The sequence below is a fragment of the Gammaproteobacteria bacterium genome (assembly GCA_035279405.1).
Lineage (GTDB): Bacteria > Pseudomonadota > Gammaproteobacteria > Natronospirales > REEB76 > REEB76.
On record DATEHU010000011.1, the window covers coordinates 48,392 to 68,348 of the forward strand.

20 protein-coding genes are annotated in these 19,957 nt (G+C 62.0%); 5 read left to right on the plus strand and 15 right to left on the minus strand.

All coding sequences use genetic code 11. The features are described from left to right. The first annotated feature begins 18 nt into the window (after positions 1–18). Complete coding sequence (locus tag VJR90_00485) at positions 19–471, plus strand: thioesterase family protein (protein HKV95951.1); 453 nt, start codon at positions 19–21, stop codon at positions 469–471. Here the strand turns inward: VJR90_00485 and parE are convergent. From parE to VJR90_00505, 4 genes are all read right to left on the minus strand, one after another. Continuing rightward, positions 468–2,354 (minus strand): DNA topoisomerase IV subunit B, encoded by a 1,887-nt coding sequence (gene parE, locus VJR90_00490; protein HKV95952.1) that lies wholly within the window; start codon positions 2,352–2,354, stop codon positions 468–470. The genes VJR90_00485 and parE overlap by 4 nt on opposite strands. Positions 2,355–2,435: 81 nt before the next feature. Beyond that, the gene (locus VJR90_00495) at positions 2,436–3,020 is read right to left on the minus strand and encodes a DUF3501 family protein (protein ID HKV95953.1); all 585 of its coding nucleotides are present in this window, start codon (positions 3,018–3,020) and stop codon (positions 2,436–2,438) included. Between the two features lie 25 nt (positions 3,021–3,045). Further along, on the minus strand, positions 3,046–4,374 hold the full coding sequence (locus VJR90_00500; GenBank protein ID HKV95954.1) for a heterodisulfide reductase-related iron-sulfur binding cluster: 1,329 nt from the start codon (positions 4,372–4,374) through the stop codon (positions 3,046–3,048). 87 nt (positions 4,375–4,461) lie between these two features. Continuing rightward, a complete protein-coding gene (locus tag VJR90_00505) occupies positions 4,462–4,884 on the minus strand; it encodes a rubrerythrin family protein (GenBank protein ID HKV95955.1) in 423 nt (140 codons plus the stop codon). A 178-nt stretch (positions 4,885–5,062) separates the two neighbouring features. Between VJR90_00505 and VJR90_00510 the strand changes: the two genes are divergently transcribed. The 4 genes from VJR90_00510 (at position 5,063) to folE2 (ending at position 9,151) form a co-directional block, all read left to right on the plus strand. Continuing rightward, positions 5,063–5,308 (plus strand): exodeoxyribonuclease VII small subunit, encoded by a 246-nt coding sequence (locus VJR90_00510; GenBank protein HKV95956.1) that lies wholly within the window; start codon positions 5,063–5,065, stop codon positions 5,306–5,308. Positions 5,309–5,311: 3 nt separating this feature from the next. Then, on the plus strand, positions 5,312–6,205 hold the full coding sequence (locus VJR90_00515) for a farnesyl diphosphate synthase (GenBank protein ID HKV95957.1): 894 nt from the start codon (positions 5,312–5,314) through the stop codon (positions 6,203–6,205). A gap of 70 nt (positions 6,206–6,275) precedes the next feature. After that, positions 6,276–8,198 carry a 1-deoxy-D-xylulose-5-phosphate synthase gene (dxs, locus tag VJR90_00520; protein ID HKV95958.1) on the plus strand — a complete coding sequence of 641 codons (1,923 nt, stop codon included), beginning with the start codon at positions 6,276–6,278 and terminating at the stop codon, positions 8,196–8,198. A 134-nt stretch (positions 8,199–8,332) separates the two neighbouring features. Next, entirely contained in the window at positions 8,333–9,151 is an 819-nt protein-coding gene (gene folE2 / locus VJR90_00525) for a GTP cyclohydrolase FolE2 (GenBank protein HKV95959.1), read from the plus strand. 37 nt (positions 9,152–9,188) lie between these two features. Here folE2 and VJR90_00530 read toward each other — a convergent pair whose 3' ends face one another. From VJR90_00530 to glyA, 11 genes are all read right to left on the minus strand, one after another. Beyond that, the gene (locus tag VJR90_00530) at positions 9,189–10,496 is read right to left on the minus strand and encodes a serine/threonine-protein kinase (GenBank protein ID HKV95960.1); all 1,308 of its coding nucleotides are present in this window, start codon (positions 10,494–10,496) and stop codon (positions 9,189–9,191) included. 61 nt (positions 10,497–10,557) lie between these two features. Continuing rightward, positions 10,558–11,064 carry a phosphatidylglycerophosphatase A gene (locus VJR90_00535; protein HKV95961.1) on the minus strand — a complete coding sequence of 169 codons (507 nt, stop codon included), beginning with the start codon at positions 11,062–11,064 and terminating at the stop codon, positions 10,558–10,560. 8 nt (positions 11,065–11,072) lie between these two features. Beyond that, positions 11,073–12,035 carry a thiamine-phosphate kinase gene (thiL, locus tag VJR90_00540; GenBank protein HKV95962.1) on the minus strand — a complete coding sequence of 321 codons (963 nt, stop codon included), beginning with the start codon at positions 12,033–12,035 and terminating at the stop codon, positions 11,073–11,075. Continuing rightward, positions 12,032–12,487: a transcription antitermination factor NusB gene (gene nusB, locus VJR90_00545; GenBank protein ID HKV95963.1), complete on the minus strand. Its 456-nt coding sequence runs from the start codon at positions 12,485–12,487 to the stop codon at positions 12,032–12,034. The genes thiL and nusB overlap by 4 nt, the downstream gene beginning before the upstream one ends. Before the next feature lie 219 nt (positions 12,488–12,706). Continuing rightward, a complete protein-coding gene (ribH, locus tag VJR90_00550) occupies positions 12,707–13,186 on the minus strand; it encodes a 6,7-dimethyl-8-ribityllumazine synthase (GenBank protein HKV95964.1) in 480 nt (159 codons plus the stop codon). A 147-nt stretch (positions 13,187–13,333) separates the two neighbouring features. After that, positions 13,334–15,124, minus strand: coding sequence for a tetratricopeptide repeat protein (locus tag VJR90_00555; GenBank protein ID HKV95965.1), 1,791 nt, complete (start codon positions 15,122–15,124; stop codon positions 13,334–13,336). Between the two features lie 64 nt (positions 15,125–15,188). After that, a complete protein-coding gene (gene ribBA, locus VJR90_00560; protein HKV95966.1) occupies positions 15,189–16,319 on the minus strand; it encodes a bifunctional 3,4-dihydroxy-2-butanone-4-phosphate synthase/GTP cyclohydrolase II in 1,131 nt (376 codons plus the stop codon). Further along, the gene (locus tag VJR90_00565; protein HKV95967.1) at positions 16,316–16,918 is read right to left on the minus strand and encodes a riboflavin synthase; all 603 of its coding nucleotides are present in this window, start codon (positions 16,916–16,918) and stop codon (positions 16,316–16,318) included. The genes ribBA and VJR90_00565 overlap by 4 nt, the downstream gene beginning before the upstream one ends. Before the next feature lie 29 nt (positions 16,919–16,947). Further along, entirely contained in the window at positions 16,948–18,057 is a 1,110-nt protein-coding gene (ribD, locus tag VJR90_00570) for a bifunctional diaminohydroxyphosphoribosylaminopyrimidine deaminase/5-amino-6-(5-phosphoribosylamino)uracil reductase RibD (protein HKV95968.1), read from the minus strand. A gap of 101 nt (positions 18,058–18,158) precedes the next feature. Next, positions 18,159–18,671 (minus strand): transcriptional regulator NrdR, encoded by a 513-nt coding sequence (nrdR, locus tag VJR90_00575; protein HKV95969.1) that lies wholly within the window; start codon positions 18,669–18,671, stop codon positions 18,159–18,161. A gap of 15 nt (positions 18,672–18,686) precedes the next feature. Then, positions 18,687–19,955: a serine hydroxymethyltransferase gene (gene glyA / locus VJR90_00580; protein HKV95970.1), complete on the minus strand. Its 1,269-nt coding sequence runs from the start codon at positions 19,953–19,955 to the stop codon at positions 18,687–18,689. Positions 19,956–19,957: the final 2 nt, after the last annotated feature.

The window sequence follows — 19,957 nt, forward strand, 5'->3', positions numbered from 1 at the left end:
TGCACCCGGAACAATCCCATGTACACAAAGACACTTTATGCAGGCTGGTCCGATATGGACTTCAATTCCCACATGAAAAATACATCGTACCTGGACAAGACCGCGGATGTTCGTCAGATGTTTCTGATCGAAAACGGCTTTCCAGTTGAAGAGTTCCTGAAGCTCGGAATCGGGCCGGTGGTCATGAAGGACGAGATCGAATACTTCAAGGAAATCCGGTTGCAGGAACAAATCAAAGTAACCTATGCACTTGCAGGCCACGCACCCGACGGCAGCCGATTTCTCCTCCGGCATGAGATCTTTCGGCCAGACGGTAACCTCAGCGCGCGCGTAACGAGCGCCGGGGGATGGTTGAACTTGACAGAACGCAGACTCGTCGCGCCACCGCCGATACTTTTGTCCGTCATGAATCTACTTGAAAAAACGCGCGACTTCGCAATCCTGCCCTCAAGCATAAGGCACGACCACTAAACCTCCGCTAAATTTCCTTTCTTTTCCAGCCATTGCTTGCGATCCGCGGCGCGCTTCTTGGCGAGCAGCATGTCCATGAGTTTATCGGTGTTGTCCTTGGCGTCCACGGTAAGCTGCACCAGCCGGCGGGTGTCGGGCGCAATGGTGGTCTCGCGCAGTTGCAGCGGGCTCATTTCGCCCAAACCCTTGAAGCGCGTGACCGTGACCTTGCCCTTCTGCTTCTCCGCGGCGATGCGATCCAGAATGCCTTTGCGTTCGGCTTCATCCAGCGCGTAATACACGTTCTTGCCTGCGTCTATGCGAAACAAGGGCGGCATACATACGAACACGTGGCCGCGCTCCACCAGCGCGCGGAAATGGCGCAGGAACAGCGCACATAAAAGTGTGGCGATATGCAGGCCGTCGGAATCCGCATCCGCCAAAATGCAGACCTTGTGATAACGCAAGCCATCGAGCTTGCTGGAGCCCGGCTCCACCCCCAGGGCCACGCTGATGTCGTGCACTTCCTGCGACGCCAGCACTTCGCCGGCGTCCACCTCCCAGGTGTTCAGGATCTTGCCGCGCAGCGGCAGGATGGCCTGGAATTCCCGGTCGCGGGCCTGCTTGGCCGAGCCACCGGCGGAATCGCCTTCCACCAGGAACAATTCGCTGCGCTCCGGCTCGCCGCTGGAGCAGTCCGCGAGCTTGCCGGGCAACGCCGGGCCGCTGGTGATTTTCTTGCGCATCACCTGCTTGCTGAGCTTGAGGCGCTGCTGCGCGTTTTCGATGGCGAGTTGCGCGATCTGCTCGCCGGCTTCGGTGTGCTGATTGAGCCACAGCGCCAGCGCGTCCTTGACGATGCCGGAAACAAATGTGGCCGATTCCCGTGAGGACAGGCGTTCCTTGGTCTGGCCGGAGAACTGCGGATCGCTCATCTTCACCGACAGCACGTAGGCCACGCGGTCGCAAATGTCTTCGGGCGCGAGCTTCACGCCGCGCGGCACCAGATTGCGGAACTCGCAGAATTCGCGCACCGCATCCGTGAGCCCGGTGCGCAGGCCGTTCACGTGCGTACCGCCCTGCACCGTCGGTATCAGGTTCACGTAGCTCTCGGCAAATACCTCGCCGCCGTCCGGCAACCACACCACCGCCCAATCCGCGGTCTCCTTTTCGGCTTCCAAGCCGCCGTTGAAAGGCTCATGGGGGATGAACTCGCGACCCTCCAGGGATTCAATCAAATAATCCTTGAGTCCTCCGTGATACTGCCATTCGTCTGTTTCCAGCGTCTGCTCGTTGATGAACTTGACGGTAAGGCCGGGACAGAGCACCGCTTTGGCGCGCAACACATGTTTGAGTTTCGGAATGGAGAATTTCGGCGAGTCGAAATACTTCGGGTCCGGCCAAAAGCGCAGGCGTGTGCCGGTATTGGCGCGGCCCACTTCGCCCTGCTCTTCCAACTTGCCTACGCGCTTGCCGTCCTTGAAGGCCATGTGATAGTTCTTGCCGTTGCGCCGCACCCAGACTTCGAGTTTGCTGGACAGCGCATTCACCACCGACACGCCCACACCGTGCAATCCGCCTGAGAAACGGTAATGCTTGTCGGAGAACTTGGCGCCCGCGTGCAGGCGCGTGAGGATCAGTTCCACGCCGGTGAGTTTTTCCTTGGGATGCACGTCCACCGGCATGCCGCGGCCGTCGTCGTTGGCCGACAGCGAGCCGTCCTTGTGCAGGATCACCTCGATTTTTTTCGCAAACCCGGCGACGGCTTCGTCCACCGAGTTGTCTATGACTTCCTGGGCGAGATGATTGGGGCGGCTGGTGTCGGTGTACATGCCCGGCCGCCTGCGCACCGGGTCCAGGCCGGACAAAACCTCGATGTCAGCCGCGTCGTATTTGGCGCTCATGCTTCCGGGTGATTTCGCTTGGGGGCGCAGGGAAGGCGCCGGTGGCCGGGAATTCTAACTGAATCCCGCCGTATCCCGCAGTCAGGAGAGATCGGCAGTCAGACTCGCACGGATATTGGCAGGAATAGTTTCGACCGAGTACGCGTAATTGGCATGTTCGATTCCCGCACCCAGTGCAGCCCCATTTTTTAGCTTGCTCACCATGGACGCCGCCAGCTCGAAGCGCAGAAAATGCACGCTGGATGTTTTGTCGGCGGTGCTGCGATCCATGTCCTCGTCGGCAATCGCAAATACCCGGTCGAACCCCGCCACCTGCAGCCACACTTGGTGCTCGATGCCCACGAGCTGCGCGAGTGCCCGTTGACGTTCAGCCACGTTTTCAAACTCGATCATCATGGTCGCAGCGAGATTGCCGGCTTCCGGTATCAGGGCATTGTAGGTATCGAGCTCGTCCTGGATGCCCTGGGCCTCGAAAATCCGCTCGGCGCGCAGCATTTCCTGTATCTGGTACTGCATCGTCAGGCGGTCTTCGAACAGCAGGCGCACATGCGGTCCCACCTGCAGGTTGCGGACCCGCTTGTGCTCCATGACCTGCCGGCGGAAGGCATCGCGCTTCTGCGCGTAGTCTTCCAGGCTCCACAGATCCTGACGGCTCAGTTTTTGCATAGCCCACTGCCCGCCGGTGATCTCTCTAAATTCCATACGCTAGGCGCAGGAGCTGGAAGGCCGATTCGGGAGCGCGCCGGTCCGGGAGGCCGTTCTGGATCTGCTCGGCCGCCATGGGGCAGTCGCTGAAATAGTGATCGCAACCCGATTCCGCGACTTGGCTCATCACTGGCCGGCCGATTTTCATGGATATCTCGTGAAATTCGCGCTTCACCGCATAGGTGCCGTCATGACCCGAGCAGCGCTCGATGGCCTGAACGGCTGTTCCGGGTACCAGTTCGAGCAACTGCCTCGTCTTGAGGCCGATGTTCTGCACGCGCTGGTGACAAGGGACGTGATACATCACCTTGCCGAGAGCCTGCTTGAAATCGGTTCTGAGCTTGCCGGCCTTGTACCGCAACATCAGGTACTCAAACGGGTCGTAGATGTTCTCCTGGACTTTCTTTACGTCGGCATCTTCCGGAAACAGGTGCGGCAGCTCCTGCTTGAACATGAGCACGCAGGACGGAATCGGCGCCACGATGTCCCAGCCTTCGTCCACCAGCCTTGCGAGTGTGGGAATGTTGGTCTCCTTGTTCTTGCGGATGGTGTCAAAATCGCCGAGTTCCAGCTTCGGCATGCCGCAGCAATGCTCCTGCGGCGTAAGGCGCGTCGGGATACCGTTGTGCTCCAGCACCGCGATCAGATCGGTCACCAGCCCGGGGGCGTTGCGATTGCCGTAACAGGTGAGAAAAATAGCCGCCCGGCCGCGTGTGCCCTCGGCCGGCTCCGCGTCCGCCGCAAGTGGCGTGTGATGCTTGAGGCGTTTGCGCGCGGTATTGCTGTGAAACTCCGGCACCACCGCATCCGCGTGCACGCCGACAGCATCCTGCACCAGCTTGCGCACAGCACGACTTTTGTTTGCCGCATTTACGGTCTGCGCCACAATAGGGATACCGAGGAAATTGCCGAGCTTTTCCGGCGCGGACAGAATCTTGTCGCGCACGCTGGCGCCATGGTGCCTGAATTTCCAGGCCTTGCCGCGCAGCATCAGATGCGGGAAATCCACGTCCCAGGGGTGCGGCGGCACGTACGGGCACTTGGTCATGAAACACAGATCGCAGAGATAACAGTGATCCACCACTTCCCAGAAGATTTTGTGATCTACGTTGGAAACCTCGCCTCCGGAGGTAGCGTCCACCGCATCGAACAGGGTGGGAAACGCGTTGCACAGGCTGAAGCAGCGGCGGCACCCGGCGCAGATGTCAAAGACGCGTTCCATTTCCTTGAGCAGCAAGGCTTCATTCCAGAAATCCTCGCTCTGCCAGTCCAGATGATGGCGGTGGGGAGCCTTTAGACCACCTTCTTGCGCCACGAATACCTCCGCGATCCTGGCAACGGTCAGAGACGAGAATCCCGGGGATGCGGCCGCGCGCCCCCCGGGATTCAGTACCCAACCTGTTTACTTGCCGAGGCTATCCAGGGATTTCTGGAAGCGGTTCGCGTGCGAACGCTCCGCCTTGGCGAGCGTCTCGAACCAGTCCGCGATTTCCGTGAAGCCCTCGGTGCGGGCCGTCTTGGACATGCCGGGATACATGTCGGTGTACTCATACGTTTCGCCGGCAATGGCGGACTTGAGATTGCTGCCGGTCGGACCGATGGGCAGTCCCGTCACCGGATCACCCACCTGCTCCAGGTATTCCAGATGACCGTGGGCATGGCCGGTTTCGCCTTCCGCGGTGGAGCGGAACACGGCGGACACGTCGTTGTAGCCTTCCACATCGGCCTTGGCCGCGAAATACAGGTAGCGGCGGTTGGCCTGGGATTCGCCGGCGAAGGCGTGCTTGAGGTTTTCCTCGGTCTTGCTGCCTTTGAGCTTGCTCATAAACATTTCCTCCTGGGGGCTTGACGCATTCTCGCATCGGGCCGATGTCCGACTACGCTTAGACCAAGTCTAAAATTCAAGTTCAATGTAGCCTCCGGCATGGCGCCTGTCAACCGGGACCATCGCGTTGACCGAGCCGGCAGCGGCGTGTAACTTTCGACGCACACAGGAGAACATCGTGGCCCCAAGCCCCAAACCCGACGCCCCGGATTTCGAGACCGCGCTCAAGGAACTGGAAAAAATCGTGGCGGCGCTGGAAAAGGGCAATCTCAGCCTGGATGCGTCGCTTAAGCATTTTGAACGCGGGATTGCGCTTACCCGCCAGTGCCAGACAGCGCTAAAAAAGGCGGAACTCAAGGTGGAAATGCTGGTGCAGAACGGCGACCAGCAGAAACTCGCGCCTTTCGAAACCGAGGAAGAATAATTCATGGCGCCCTTCGAAGAACGCGTGGCGGGGTACTGCGCGCACCTCGAAACCGTGCTCGACAATTGGCTGCCGGCCGTGACCAAACCCCCGCAGCGGCTGCATCAGGCGATGCGCTACGCGGTCCTGGGCGGCGGCAAACGCATGCGCCCGCTGCTGGTGTACGCCACCGGTGAAGTCCTGGGCGTGGCGCGCAAGCTGCTGGATGGCCCGGCCGCCGCCGTGGAGATCATTCACGCCTACTCCCTGATCCACGACGACCTGCCGGCCATGGACGACGACAACCTGCGCCGCGGCCGCCCCACCTGCCACAAGGCTTTCGATGAAGCCACGGCGATTCTTGCCGGCGACGCCCTGCAGGTGCTGGCATTTCAGATTCTGGCCGAGGATGCGCGCATGACGGCCTCCCCCGCCGCGCGCGTCAAAATGCTTCACAGCTTGGCGGTAGCGAGTGGGGCGGCCGGCATGGCTGGCGGCCAGGCCATGGATATGGATGCAATCGGGCAATCGCTGAGCCTCGCCGAACTGGAACTCATGCACATCCACAAGACCGGCGCGCTGATCCGCGTGAGTGTGATGCTCGCGGCGCAATGCGTTCCGGGCCTGACTGCGGAAAAGCAAACCGCGCTCGACCGCTATGCCAAATGCGTCGGCTTGGCATTTCAGATTCGCGACGACATCCTGGACGTCGAAGGCGAAACTGCGGCGCTCGGCAAACAGGCCGGCGCAGACGCCTCGCTCAACAAGCCTACATACCCGAGTGTGCTGGGACTCGCGGAATCGCGCGAGCGCGCCCAGAACCTGCACCATGAGGCGCTTGAGGCGCTCAAACCGTTTGGCGCAGCCGCGCAGCCGCTCGCCTGGCTATCCGAATATATTGTCACCCGCAAACATTGAGCCCGCGCCGCGTCGGGAAGCTATAATGCAGACAGGTACGTCAGCTGAAAGGGACCATCAGGGAGCCGCGATGACCGATTTGTCGAATTATCCGCTGCTCTCACGCCTGAATTCACCCGCCGACCTGCGCGCCCTGCCCGAAAGCGAGCTGCAGAAAGTCGTGGACGAACTACGCACCTTCCAGATCGAAACCATCAGTCACATCGGCGGTCATTTCGCCGCCGGCCTGGGCGTGGTGGAGCTGACCGTGGCGTTGCACTACGTATTCAACACGCCCGAGGACCGGCTGGTGTGGGACGTGGGCCACCAAGCCTACCCGCACAAGGTGCTTACCGGGCGGCGCGACCGCTTGGACACCATCCGCAAATGGGGCGGCCTCGCGCCTTTCCCAAAGCGTGCCGAGAGCCCTTACGACACCTTCGGCGTTGGTCATTCCTCGACCAGCATCAGCGCCGCGCTCGGCATGGCGCTCGCCGCCAAACACAAGGGCGAAGACCGCCACGTGGTGGCGGTAATCGGCGACGGCGCCATGACCGCCGGCATGGCGTTCGAAGCGCTCAACCACGCCGGCAGCCTGGACGCCAACCTGCTGGTGGTGCTGAACGACAACGACATGTCCATTTCGGGCAACGTCGGCGCGCTCTCCAACTATTTCGCCAAGGTGCTGTCGGGGCGGCTGTATTCCCATTTGCGCGAAGGCGGCAAGAAAGCCCTGTCCATCATGCCGCCGGTGCGCGAGTGGGCGCGGCGCTCCGAGGAAATCCTCAAAGGCATGGTGGTGCCGGGCACGCTGTTCGAGGAACTGGGCTTCAACTATATCGGACCCATCGACGGCCACGACGTTTACACGGTGATGAAGACCCTGCGCAACATGCGCGCGCTCAAGGGCCCGCAACTGCTGCACATCGTCACGCGCAAGGGCAAGGGTTACGAGCCGGCGGAGAAAGACCCGATCAAATGGCACGGCCCAGGCGCATTCGATGCGGCGACCGGCAAAATCCATTCCAAACCCGCGCCCAGCCCGAATTATTCCGACGTGTTCGGTCAGTGGCTATGCGACATGGCGGCGCAGGAGCCACGCATGGTCGCGATCACCCCCGCGATGCGCGAGGGCTCGGGGCTGGTGGAGTTCCAAAAACAATTTCCCGAGCGCTATTTTGACGTGGGCATTGCCGAGCAACACGCGGTGACTCTGGCCGCGGGTCTGGCCTGCGGCGGCCTCAAGCCGGTCGTGGCGATATATTCCACGTTCCTGCAGCGCGCTTACGATCAGCTGGTGCATGACGTGGCGCTGCAGCATCTGCCGGTGCTGTTCGCCATTGACCGCGCGGGACTCGTGGGACCCGACGGGCCCACACACTCTGGCAGCTTCGATTTCAACTACATGCGCTGCCTGCCGAACGTGGTGTTGATGGCGCCGGCGGACGAGAACGAATGCCGCCAGATGCTCTACACCGGCATGACGCTCAACCAGCCGAGTGCGGTGCGCTATCCGCGCGGCCGCGGGCCGGGCGTGACCATTGAACGCGAGATGCGTGCACTGCCCATCGGCAAAGCCGAGGTGCGTCGCGAAGGCAAGAAGCTCCTGCTGCTCGCGTTTGGTGCCATGGTGGACATGGCCTGGCCGAGCGCCGAGGAACTCGATGCCACGTTGGTCAACATGCGCTTCGTGAAACCGCTGGACGAGAAACTGGTCCTGGATCTCACCGACAGCCACGACCTGATCGTCACGCTGGAAGACAACGCCGTGGCCGGCGGTGCCGGCAGCGCGGTGAGTGAACTGCTGACCACCCACGACGTGCACAAACCCACGCTGCACATCGGCATCCCCGATCGGTTCGTGGACCACGGTTCGCGCGAAGACTGCCTCAGGGATGCCGGCCTGGATGCAGCCGGCGTGCGTCATTCGCTGGACGACTGGCTGGCCGAACAACACCCCTACAAGCATGCATGGCGCGTGGCCACGCGGCGGTGGACTTTTTCCAGGTCCTGAGTATCCTAGCCCACGCAGTCCGCAATTTGCCGCAAACCGCGCTGCGGTCCCACTGGAATTCCCCGGTCGCGACTCCATAATACAGCGAGCACCGCTGAGCGCGCCGCGATTCACGCCCGATGGAGGATATGCCGATGACGCCCAACCAGCCGGCCAAGCAGGCCAAGATCGTCGCCATCGCCGACGTGCAGGCCAGCGCCGACACGCGCCGCATTCCCATCAATCAGGTGGGTATCAAGGAAATCCGCTATCCCATCCGCGTACGCGAACGCTCGGGCGGCGAACAACACACCATCGCGACCTTTGCCATGTACGTGGATCTGCCCCACAACTTCAAGGGCACGCACATGTCGCGCTTCGTGGAGATCCTCAACCACTACGAGCGTGAAATCACCGTGGAGTCCTTCAAGGAAATGATCACGGAGATGACCGAACGGCTGGGAGCACGCTCCGGGCATATCGAGATGCGCTTCCCGTATTTCATCGCGAAGAAAGCCCCGGTGTCCGGCGTACAGAGCCTGCTCGACTACGACGTGACCTTCATCGGCGAGCGCCGCGACGGCCAGAACTGCCTGCGCCTCAAGATCGTGGTGCCGGTCACCAGCCTGTGCCCCTGCTCCAAGGAAATCTCGGCGTATGGCGCGCACAACCAGCGCTCCCACGTGACCGTGAGCTGCCGAACCCGCGGCTTCGTGTGGCTGGAAGAACTCATTGACATCGTGGAACGCGAGGCGTCGTCCGAGTTATACGGATTGCTCAAGCGTCCGGACGAGAAATTCGTCACCGAGCGCGCCTATGACAACCCCAAGTTCGTGGAAGACATGGTGCGCGACATCGCGATGCAGCTCAACGCCGACGAACGCATCCGCGCTTACACCATCGAGTCGGAGAATTTCGAGTCCATCCACAACCATTCGGCTTACGCCATGGTGGAACACAACAAGGACGCCTGAGCGGCGGCCAGGTCCAGCTCCACCTCGATCCAGGCAGTCAGCTTTTCTGCAGATTCGCCTGCAGCTTGGGCGCCCCGGACTCGCCTTTGCGCCCGTGCGCCAGGCGTTCGATCAGTGCCCTCAGAAACATCTTGTGGAAGCGCAACTGGCACTGCGTGGATGCCTGCTCGATGAGCGTGGCATTCACGCGCAACACGCTCATGGGTGTCACCGCCACGATGCCCGCAATCGCGCGCCGCTCGGGCAGGTAGGGCGCCTCGCCGTAGCAATCGCCCTCTGACAGCCGGCCGACCATCTGGCCGCCGCGGCGCACGTCCGCACTGCCGAGCACCATCACCAGGAAGCCGTCGTCCAGTTCACCCTCAGTCACCACGCTCTCGCCGGGGCCGTAACTCTGCCAGCGGCTCGCCTGCAGCACCTCGTAGACCTCCGGATAGCTGAAGTCCTCGAAAAATGCCAGGCGCCGCAGGATATTGAAACGCTCCTGTTCCGCCAGTTCCTCGGAAAGCTTGTCGAGCGTGCGCACGGCACGCGTCAGGTCGGTGGCCAATTCCAGGCCTGTCTGGTAGCGGCGTGTTACGTCCTTGTCGAGGGACTTGTCCACGATGTCTTCCAGCACCGGCGGCACGTCCGCGCGCAGAGAGTGCACCGGCGGCGGCGTGGCGTAGATGATCTGATGCACGAGGCGTGCCAGATTGTTGCCGTAGTACGGCCGTTTGCCGGTGAGCAGTTCATACATGACCACGCCCAAGGAATACAGATCCGTCTGCACCGTCGAGGGCTGCTGGCGCATCTGCTCCGGTGCCATGTAGCTCGGCGAGCCCACCAGCCCCTTGAGCTGCCCGCCGTCGTTGCCGGCCATGTGCGCAACGCCGAAATCCACGATGCGCACGTCGCCGTCCGCCGTCATCATGATGTTGCCGGGCTTGATGTCGCGGTGCACCAGACCCTTGCGGTGCGCGTAGTCCAGCGCCTTGGCGCACTTGAATACGATTTCCACGATCTTGCGCACCGGCAACAGGTTGCCCGCGCGGCAGAACGTGGTGAGCGGTTGGGCTCCACGCACGTATTCCATGACCACGTAGCAATGACCGCCATCCTCGCCTGCGTCGTAGATCGGCAGGATGTTCGGATGATTCATCTTGCCGGCGAGATAAGCCTCGTTGAAGAACAGCTTGCGGCGGGTCTGGGCGGTCTTCTCGTCGGTATCGGCATCGAGACTGTAGACCTTGATGGCTACATCCTTGCCGAGGAAGGAATCGTGGCAAAGATAGACCGTACCTGTGGAGCCACGCCCAAGCTCCTGGGCGACAACAAACTTGCCGAGCTTTTCGGGGGCGTTCATGCGCACTCCATAGGTTGCCAACAGCCTTTTTTACCGTCCTTGGCCCACTATGTCCAGCGGATCACCAGGCCGGAAATGCCAGTCGCAGGATGTACAGCACCACGGCGGATGGAATCGCAGCCACCAGATCATCCAGCATGATGCCGATGCCTCCGCCAATGTTGCGGTCGAACCAGCGGATCGGCCACGGCTTGAGGATGTCGAAGACCCGAAACAGCGCAAATCCCAGCACAATCCACAGCCACCCACCACGCTCCAGCAAGGCGTGCGGCATGACCGCCATGGTGATGAGATAGCCTACCACCTCGTCCCAGTTGACGGCGCCGGGATCCTCGACGCCCAGTGCCCGGGCCGTATAGCCACAGATGAAAATGCCGAGCACGAACAACAGCGCGGTAATCAGCCAGTACAGCCAGACGGGCACCGGCGTCAGCAATACAAAGAGGATGACGCCCACCAGCGTGCCCGCGGTGCCTGGGGCTCGTGGCACCAGGCCGCTGCCGAATCCATGCGCCAGGAAATAAATGGGATTGCGGTAAATCTGGCGTACAGGCAGATGATCGTGCATGCGGTTTCTTATTTGAAGTGCCGATAACCCGAGGTATCCGCGTCCGGAACCCATCGGGTCCCGTCGGTTTGCAGACAGCGCAGGGATTTTTCCGCGGTCACTACACCCACCTGCGTGACCGGAAAGTCCGCTTTGCCCAGGCGTTGCTGCAATTGCGCAAGCCGCGCGGGCGGCATGCAGAAACACAATTCGTAATCATCTCCGCCGGCAAACGCCAACTGGCGCGCCTCGGCGCGCCCCAGCAGTTCCACCGCCTCGGGTGCCAGCGGCAGCGTATCCACATTGATTTCACCACCCGCGCCGCTGCTCTGCAGAATGTGCACCAGGTCCGCAAAGAATCCGTCGGAGATATCGATGCAGGCGCTGGCCAGCCCGCGCAGTGCCAGCCCGAGTGCGACGCGCGGTTCGGGCTTTGCGAACCGCGCGCGCAAACGTTCGCTGGCTTCCGGCTCGATGCGGTTGCGGATCAAGCGCAGCCCCGCTGCCGCCGCACCCAGTTCGCCGCTGACGTAGATATGCTCTCCGGGTCTGGCGCCGCCGCGCGTCAGCGCCGCACCGTCGGGCACCAGCCCATGCGCGGTGACGGTGATGCTCAAGGGGCCACGTGCCAGATTACCACCGACCAGCGCCACACGCTGTCGTTGCGCGAGCGCGAGGAAGCCGCGTGTGAAATGCGTCAGCCACTTTTCATCGGCTTCCGGCAAAGTCAGCGCCAGCAGTGCCCATGCCGGTTCGGCACCCATGGCCGCCAGGTCGCTCAAGTTCACCGCCAGCGAGCGATGCCCGATGTCTTCCGCCGGCAGGCCGGCCGGAAAGTGCACGCGCTCGACCAGCGTGTCCACGGTGGCCACAAGTTGCATGCCGTCCGGAACGCGCAACACGGCCGCATCGTCACCGACACCGAGAATTACGTCCTTGCGGTTGTGCGACTTGCCGGAAAAAAATTCCCGGATCAGCTCAAACTCGTTCATGCCCGCGCTCCATCGGTCCGAGCCTGCGGTTTGAACTCGGCGCTGCGAACTTCGCGGCACACGCGCTCCAGCACCGCGTTGATGTACTTGTGCGCATCCTCAGCGCCGAATCTCTTTGCGAGTTCCACCGCTTCATTGAGCACCACCCGGTAGGGCACTTCGGAACGCGATTTTAGCTCACAGGTACCGAGCAGCAGAATGCCGCGTTCCACGGGATCAAGCTGCGCAGGCGGCCGGTCGAGGTACTCGCCAAACAACGCTTCGAGCGCCTGACAGTCGGCAATCGCCTCCGAGAGCAGGGCTTCGAAGTACGCGGTGTCGGTGCCGCGCAGGTTCGGGCCGACGAGCAGTTGCACACGGATTTCGTCAGCCGGCGTGCCCGAGAGCTGCCACTGATACAGCCCCTGCAACGCCAGCCGCCGGGCGCGTGAGCGCGCGCGACCGCCATGGATAGCGGAAGTCCCGGAAACGCAGGAGCGGTTCCCGTGGCGCGAACTCCGTGTTTGAGCTTTCGCCATAAGCTATCTCAAAATATCGTTCGCCCTGAGCGTAGCGCTGCAAGCGCGTAGTCGAAGGGTTCCAAACCACAGATTTTTCGTGTTTCGACTTCGCGGAGCTTCGCTCTGCTACGCTCAACACGAACGGTTAGAGAATTTCGAAACAGGTCCATGTCAATCCGCCAGGCGCTGCAGCAGGCCGGCCATTTCCATGGCCGCGCGTGCAGCGTCCGCACCCTTGTTGCCGGCCGCACCGCCCGCGCGCGCCTGCGCCTGCTCCAGGTTGTCGCAGGTAAGCACGCCAAAGCCGACTGGCACACCCGTATCCAACATGGCCTGCATGACACCGCGCGCACATTCACTGGCCACGTAATCGAAATGCGGGGTCTCACCGCGAATCACCGCAGCGAGCGCAATCACCGCATCGTAGCCGCGACCGGCCGCCACGCGCTTCACCGCCATTGGAATCTCGAATGCTCCCGGTACGCGAATCACATCCACAGTCTCGGCACGCACACCTTCCCCGGCCAGCGTGCGCAGTGCGCCATCCAGCAGACGATCCACTACGTGCGCGTTAAAGTGCGCAGCGATGATCGCGAAGCGCAGACCCGCAATACTGCGTTCATCTTGCGGAGTTTTGGAAGGACCGGACATGATAAAGAACCCGGAAAAGCTGCGCGTATTCTAACCGAGTGCGGGCGTGCGGCTGGCTACATTGTGGCCGTGAGAGTGGCGATATTGTGGGTGGGAGCGGGGATACCCGCCGCGATTCCGGTCTTATCGCGGGCGGGACGGCCACTCCTACTGCATGGTGACGCTGGTGTATTGCTTGGCTAATTTCTCGAAGCGTGGGTCGCCGTGGAGCAAGGCATACGTCGGATTGATGCCGAGGTCGCTGCAGCCGACCGGACTGGCGGTGCAAAAGCCAGGCAGCATGCGCATCGCGGTCTGCTTCTCGCCCAGCGCGAGATAGAGCTGCAGCAGATCAGCTTGCGCGGTGGGACTGATATTGGCGCGGCGCAGGCGGACCAGCGCAGCCAGTGCCTTGGGACGCAGGGCGGATTCGAGCAGCGCCTGATAGGTCAGCCGGCCCGCATTCACCAGCTGCTTGTCGAGCTGCGTGCTTGGTTGCACCAGGTCAAAGGCTTTAACCGCGTCTGCACCGCGCTGCATCTCGACATACGCGAACGCCAGACCAAACGCAGCGTCAATATCGTGTGGCGAGAGCTTGGTCACCGTCTGTGAAACCGCCACCATCTGCGGCCAGTCGCCCAGGTCCTGATACTGCACAGCAAGATTGTTCTGTGCATTCACATTATCGGGATCGAGCAATGCAGCTTCCTGATACTGGGCCAGCCCTGGCTTGAGCGGCAGCACATTGCCGTAATTCACGTGCGCAGGCGCATTGCTCGGATCCAGCGCAAGTGCCTGTTCATATTTTGCCTTGGCCTCGGCGATGCGGTTGTTGTTCAAATCCGCATTGCCCAGCTCCACCAGTGCGTTAACGTTGTGCGGGTCCAATAGCAACGCCTTGTCCGCTGCCGCTCGGCTTTTGCGCTCGGCTTCCTTGAGCGGGAGCGTCGAAAGTTCCGCCAACAGATTGTAGCTGTGCGCGAGCCAGGCCCATGCGTCGGCGTAATTTGGATCGAGCTTCAAGGCCTGCTGAAAATCTTGTTGAGCGGCCTTTACATCCGCCGCCGTGTGACGATTCATGGCCGCGAGACCCCTGAGATAGAATTCGTGTGCCCGCGGGTTCTGCGTGGGCACCGCCTGCAGGCCGGCAAACTTGATTTGGAGCGCACCGGCGATGGCCGCGGAAATCTGGTCCTGCACCGCGAAAATGTTTTTGAGCGTATCGTCGTAGTGTGCCGACCACAGTTGATAGCCGGTCACGGTGCTGACCAGTTCCGCCGACACCCGCACCTCGTTGCCTTCGCGCTGGATGCTGCCGTCGAGAATGTGCGCGACGTTCAGCGCCTTGCCAATTTCGGCGGGCGTTTGCGTGCTGCCGCGAAAGTGGGCTGCAGTATTCCAGGCGATTACGCGCAGCGCGGTATTCTCGCCGAGCGCGTTGGTCAACTCTTTGGTGATGCCGTCGCTGAAGTATTGCTGCTTGGGATCGCCACCGAGGTTGGCGAATGGCAGCACCACGATGGTATCGGCGGGTGGATTGAAGGTGGATACAGCGGGATTGACCGTATTTTTGGCCACGGCCTGCTCTGCCGCCATACGTTGCGCATGACGTTCAGCCGCCCGCCACATGAAGGCGCCGGAGATGACCACCAGGATCAGCACCACCATGGCCAGCACGGAGCCGAGTTTCCAGTGCAGCTTCTGCCAGCGGGTGTATTTGGCCGGGTCCTTCGGCTTGATGAGCATCCAGGTAAGCACCAGCACCACAGGAAACAGAAGCAGCAGCACCAAGATCAGATAGCGCACGTCGTCGCGCGGCAGCCCGAAATCCAGGAATAGGCTGTTGCCGAGTTGCAGCAGCACCCAGCTGACCACCGCATACACCACCACTACGCGGTAGATGTGGTGCTGTTTAAGGCGGGCGAAAAAACCCTGCGAAGTATTCTCAGCGTCGGTCATGCGACCCTCCGCCGCAGAATTATGCGCTACTTCCCTATAGCCCAGTACGCCGCCGGCCAGGACCTCAGTCGCAGTTCACGTACTCCACGACTTCCAGGCCGAAACCCGACAGGCCGTGCATTTTCTTCGGCTGGCTCAGTACCCGCATGCGCTTGACGCCGAGGTCCAGCAGAATCTGCGCGCCGATGCCATAGGTGCGCAATACACTCGCGGTTGGTGCAGCTTCTTCCACCGCGCTGGTGGCATGGCCGCGCAGACGCTCCACCAGCAGTGCCGGATCTTCCGTCTGACGCAGGATGACCAGCACGCCGCCCTCCCGGGCGATGCGGCTCATGGCATGACGCAGCGGCCAGCCGAGTTCCTCCCAGTGCACGCCCACCACGTCCGACAGCGTGTTCTGCAAGTGCACGCGTACCAGCGTCGCGTTGTCCGGCTGCACCTCGCCGCGCAGCAGTGCCAGATGCACGGTGTGATTGATGCGATCTTCGTACGCCAGCAACCGGAACTCGCCGAACTCCGTGGGCACGCTGCGCTCGGCGATGCGCTCCACGGTTTTTTCCTTGGCGAGCCGATAACGGATGAGGTCGGCGATGGTACCGATGCGCAGCTGGTGCAGGCGCGCGAACTTCTCCAGATCCGGGCGGCGCGCCATGCTGCCGTCTTCATTCAGGATCTCCACGATGGCTGCCGCCGGCTCCAGCCCGGCGAGCCGCATGAGATCGCAGCCCGCCTCGGTATGGCCGGCGCGAGTCAGCACGCCGCCCGGTTGCGCCATGAGCGGAAAAATGTGGCCGGGCTGTTTCAGGTTTTCCGGTCTGGCGTCCGGTTTGACGCCGGTGCGGATCGTATGTGCACGGTCGTAAGCGGAAATGCCGGTGGTCACACCCTCGGCCGCCTCGATCGAAACCGTGAAGTTGGTGGTGCGCTTGTGATCGGTATCGTTGACCATCAGCGGCAGGCGCAATTGTGCGCAACGCTCGCGTGTGAGAGTCAGACAAATCAGGCCACGGCCATAGCGCGCCATGAAGTTCACGTCCTCGGGACGTACTTTCTCGGCCGCCATGATGAGATCGCCCTCGTTTTCACGATCGGCGTCGTCCATCATCACCACCATGCGGCCGGCACGCAGATCGTCGAGGATGGTCTCGATGGAATCGAGACCCGCCTGGGAAAGTCGCGTGACTGTACTGTTCATGGCTGGGTATCCGCTTGCGTCAGGCGCTCAAGATAGCGCGCCAGCAGGTCCACTTCCAGGTTCACGCGCGCGCCCTCCCGCCAGTGCTTGAGAACGGTGTGCTCCAGGGTGTACGGGATGATGTTCACGTCGAACCGGTCGGCGTTAACCTGGTTCACCGTGAGACTCACGCCGTCCACACACACCGATCCTTTGCGCGCGATATAGCAGCTGAGTTCCGTCGGCGCCTCGATTTCAAAGCGCACCGAGCGTGCATCCTCGCGGCGGCCGGTCACGGTGCCCACTCCGTCCACATGCCCCAGGACCAGGTGGCCCCCGAGCGGTGTGCCAAGCGTCAGCGCTATTTCCAGATTCACCGGAGCACCCGCGGCGAGAGCGCCCAAGGTGGTCAGCGCCAGAGTCTCGCGCGAAGCATCCGCGGCAAAGCCCTGCGCATGCTTTTCGATCACGGTGAGGCAGCAACCGTTTACGGCGATGCTGTCGCCCACCTGAAATCCATCCGGCCGCAATCCGGCTGCATCAATTTCAACACGCACGTCGCCGCCGCGCTTTTCGAGCGATTTGATTTTTCCGACAGCCTGCACAATTCCGGTGAACATCCATCCATTCCTGTTTTGTAGGAGCGGCTTCAGCCGCGATGATCTTTACCCTCTGCCGGCACCGCGATCAGGCGCAAATCATCGCCCAGCATGCGCACATCCGTAATCCCCAATTCAATGCGCTCCTGCATGCTCTTCAAGGCCGGCAGGCTGAACATGCCGCGCGCGGAATCACCCAGCAGGCAGGGCGCCATATAGATAATGAGTTCATCCAATAATCCAGCCGCGAGCAGCGCGCCGTTCAGTTTGACGCCCGCCTCTACCAGCACTTCGTTGCATTCCATCTGTGCCAGCCGTTGCATGAGCACTCCGAGATCCACGTGCCCGCCGTTCGCCGGCAGAGTCATGAGTTGGACGCCGGCAGCCGCAAGCGCCGCATGCTGCGCACCCCCGGACACGAGCGTGGCAATATGGGTTTCACCCGGCGGTTTCAACACCTTGGCGGCAGGTAACACGCGCAAAGCGCTGTCCACGACAATGCGCCGCGGCTGCCGCCACTCGCCTGGCAGGCGCACCGTGAGTGCGGGGTCGTCCGCCAGCACCGTGCCGCTGCCGGTGAGAATCGCGGAACTGCGTGCCCGCCAGTGCTGCGCATCCGCACGCGCGGCTTCGCCGCTGATCCATTTGCTTTCCCCATTACCCAGCGCCGTGCGTCCGTCGAGGCTCACGGCAAGTTTGCTCCGCACCCACGGCCGGCCGCGCGTCATGCGGCTGATGAAACCGGGGTTGAGCGCCCGCGCCTGCTCCTCCAGCAGACCGCCCGTGATTTCGATGCCTGCGAACTGCAACTTCGCAAACCCCTTGCCGGCCACCAGCGGATTGGGGTCCTGCATGGCGGCGATGACGCGCGCCACACCGGCTTCGATGAGTGCGTCAGCACAGGGTGGCGTGCGCCCGAAGTGTACGCACGGCTCGAGCGTGACGTACACCGTCGCGTCGCGTGCCTGCGCACCTGCCGCTTGCAATGCCAGCGCCTCGGCGTGCAACTCGCCGGCCCGGTGATGAAAACCGCGGCTGATGACCCTGCCGTCCTTCACTATCGCGCAACCCACGCGTGGATTGGGGTCGGTGGTGTACAGCCCCTGCTCGGCAAGACGCAGGGCTTCGGCCATGAATTCATGATCGGCAGCGGTGAACATTCAGGGCCGTAGAAGATCGTGCTGAGTGCTATGTGCTGCGTGCATGTCCGCGCGCATGCTGATTCCGAACGCAGCACTCCGCACGCAGTACGCAGCACTCCTCATTGCTTGTCTTCATCCGGCAATAACGGCATCTGTTCGCGCTTGAGCGCATCGCGCGCCACTTCGTCCTGCAGGCGCTGAATTTCATCACGGAAGGCATTCACGTCCTGAAAGCGGCGATACACCGAAGCGAAGCGTACATAGGCGACTTCATCCAGCGCCTTGAGCTCTTCCATCACCCACTCGCCCAGTTGCCGTGACTTGACTTCGCGCTCACCCGTGACCTGTAGCTTGTGTTCGATGCGCGCCAGCGCCTCCTCCATGGCCTCGGTGCTGACCGGGCGCTTTTCCAGCGCGCGCAGCATGCCGGCGCGCAGTTTCTTCTCATCGAAGGGTTCACGGATACCGTCATTCTTCACGATGCGCGGCATGACGAGTTCGGCGCTCTCGAAGGTGGTGAAACGCTCACCGCACTTCTCGCATTCGCGCCGGCGGCGCACCTGCGTGCCCTCGCTCGCCAGACGCGAGTCAATGACCTTCGTGTCTTGGTGATTGCAAAATGGGCAATACATACCGGGGCCGGTAGTTCAAAATTTCAAATCAGGCGGATACACCGGGAACTTCCTGCACAACGCCAGTACTTGATCCTTGACGCGGGCGATGGTCTGCTGATTTCCGAGATCGTCAAGGATGTCCGCCATCCAGCCCGCAAGTTCACGGATCTCGCCTTCTTTCAGGCCGCGGGTGGTGGCCGCGGGCGTGCCGATGCGCAGGCCGGAGGTCACCATGGGCGGACGCGGGTCGTTGGGCACCGCATTTTTGTTGACGGTGATATTGGCCTGGTGCAGCGCCGCGTCCGCATCCTTGCCGGTGATATTGCGGGAAATCAGGTCCATGAGGAACAGGTGATCGTCGGTACCGCCGGACACGATGTTGTAGCCGCGTTGGATGAAAGCCTCGGCCATGGCGCGCGCGTTGTTCAGGATCTGCTGCTGGTAGCCCTTGAACTCCGGCTGCAACGCTTCAAGCAGCGCCACCGCCTTGGCGGCGATCACGTGCATCAGCGGTCCGCCCTGGGTGCCGGGAAACACCAGCGAATTGAGTTTCTTTTCGATTTCCGGATTGGCTTTCGCCAGAATCAGCCCGCCGCGCGGGCCGCGCAAAGTCTTGTGCGTCGTGGTGGTGGTCACGTCCGCGACGTTGACCGGATCGGGATACAGGCCGGCGGCCACCAGCCCCGCCACGTGCGCCATGTCCACCACCAGAAAGGCACCCACGCTGTCGGCAATCTCGCGGAATTTCTGCCAGTCAATGCGGCGCGAATACGCCGAGAATCCCGCCACGATCACCTTGGGTCGGTGTTCCTCGGCAAGCGTGCGTACCTGCGCGTAGTCGAGCAAACCGGTGGCCGTGTCCACGCCGTACTGGTGCACGTTGAAATGCTTGCCGGAGAAATTCACCTTGGCGCCGTGCGTGAGGTGCCCGCCATGAGCCAGCGCCATGCCGAGCATGCTGTCGCCCGGCTGCATGAGCGCGTAATACACCGCGGCGTTGGCCTGCGAACCGGAATGCGGCTGCACGTTGGCGTAGGCCGCGTTGAAGAGCTTCTTGGCGCGCTCGATGGCGAGCCGTTCCGCCACGTCCACGTACTCGCAGCCGCCATAGTAGCGTTTTCCCGGATAACCCTCGGCATATTTATTGGTGAGCACCGAACCCTGCGCCGCCAGCACTCGCGGGCTCACGTAATTTTCGGAAGCGATGAGTTCGACGTTTTCTTCCTGGCGGCGGCGCTCCGCGCACAAGGCGTCGTAGAGTTCATTGTCGAACCCCTGAATGGTCATGGACTGGCTGAACATGG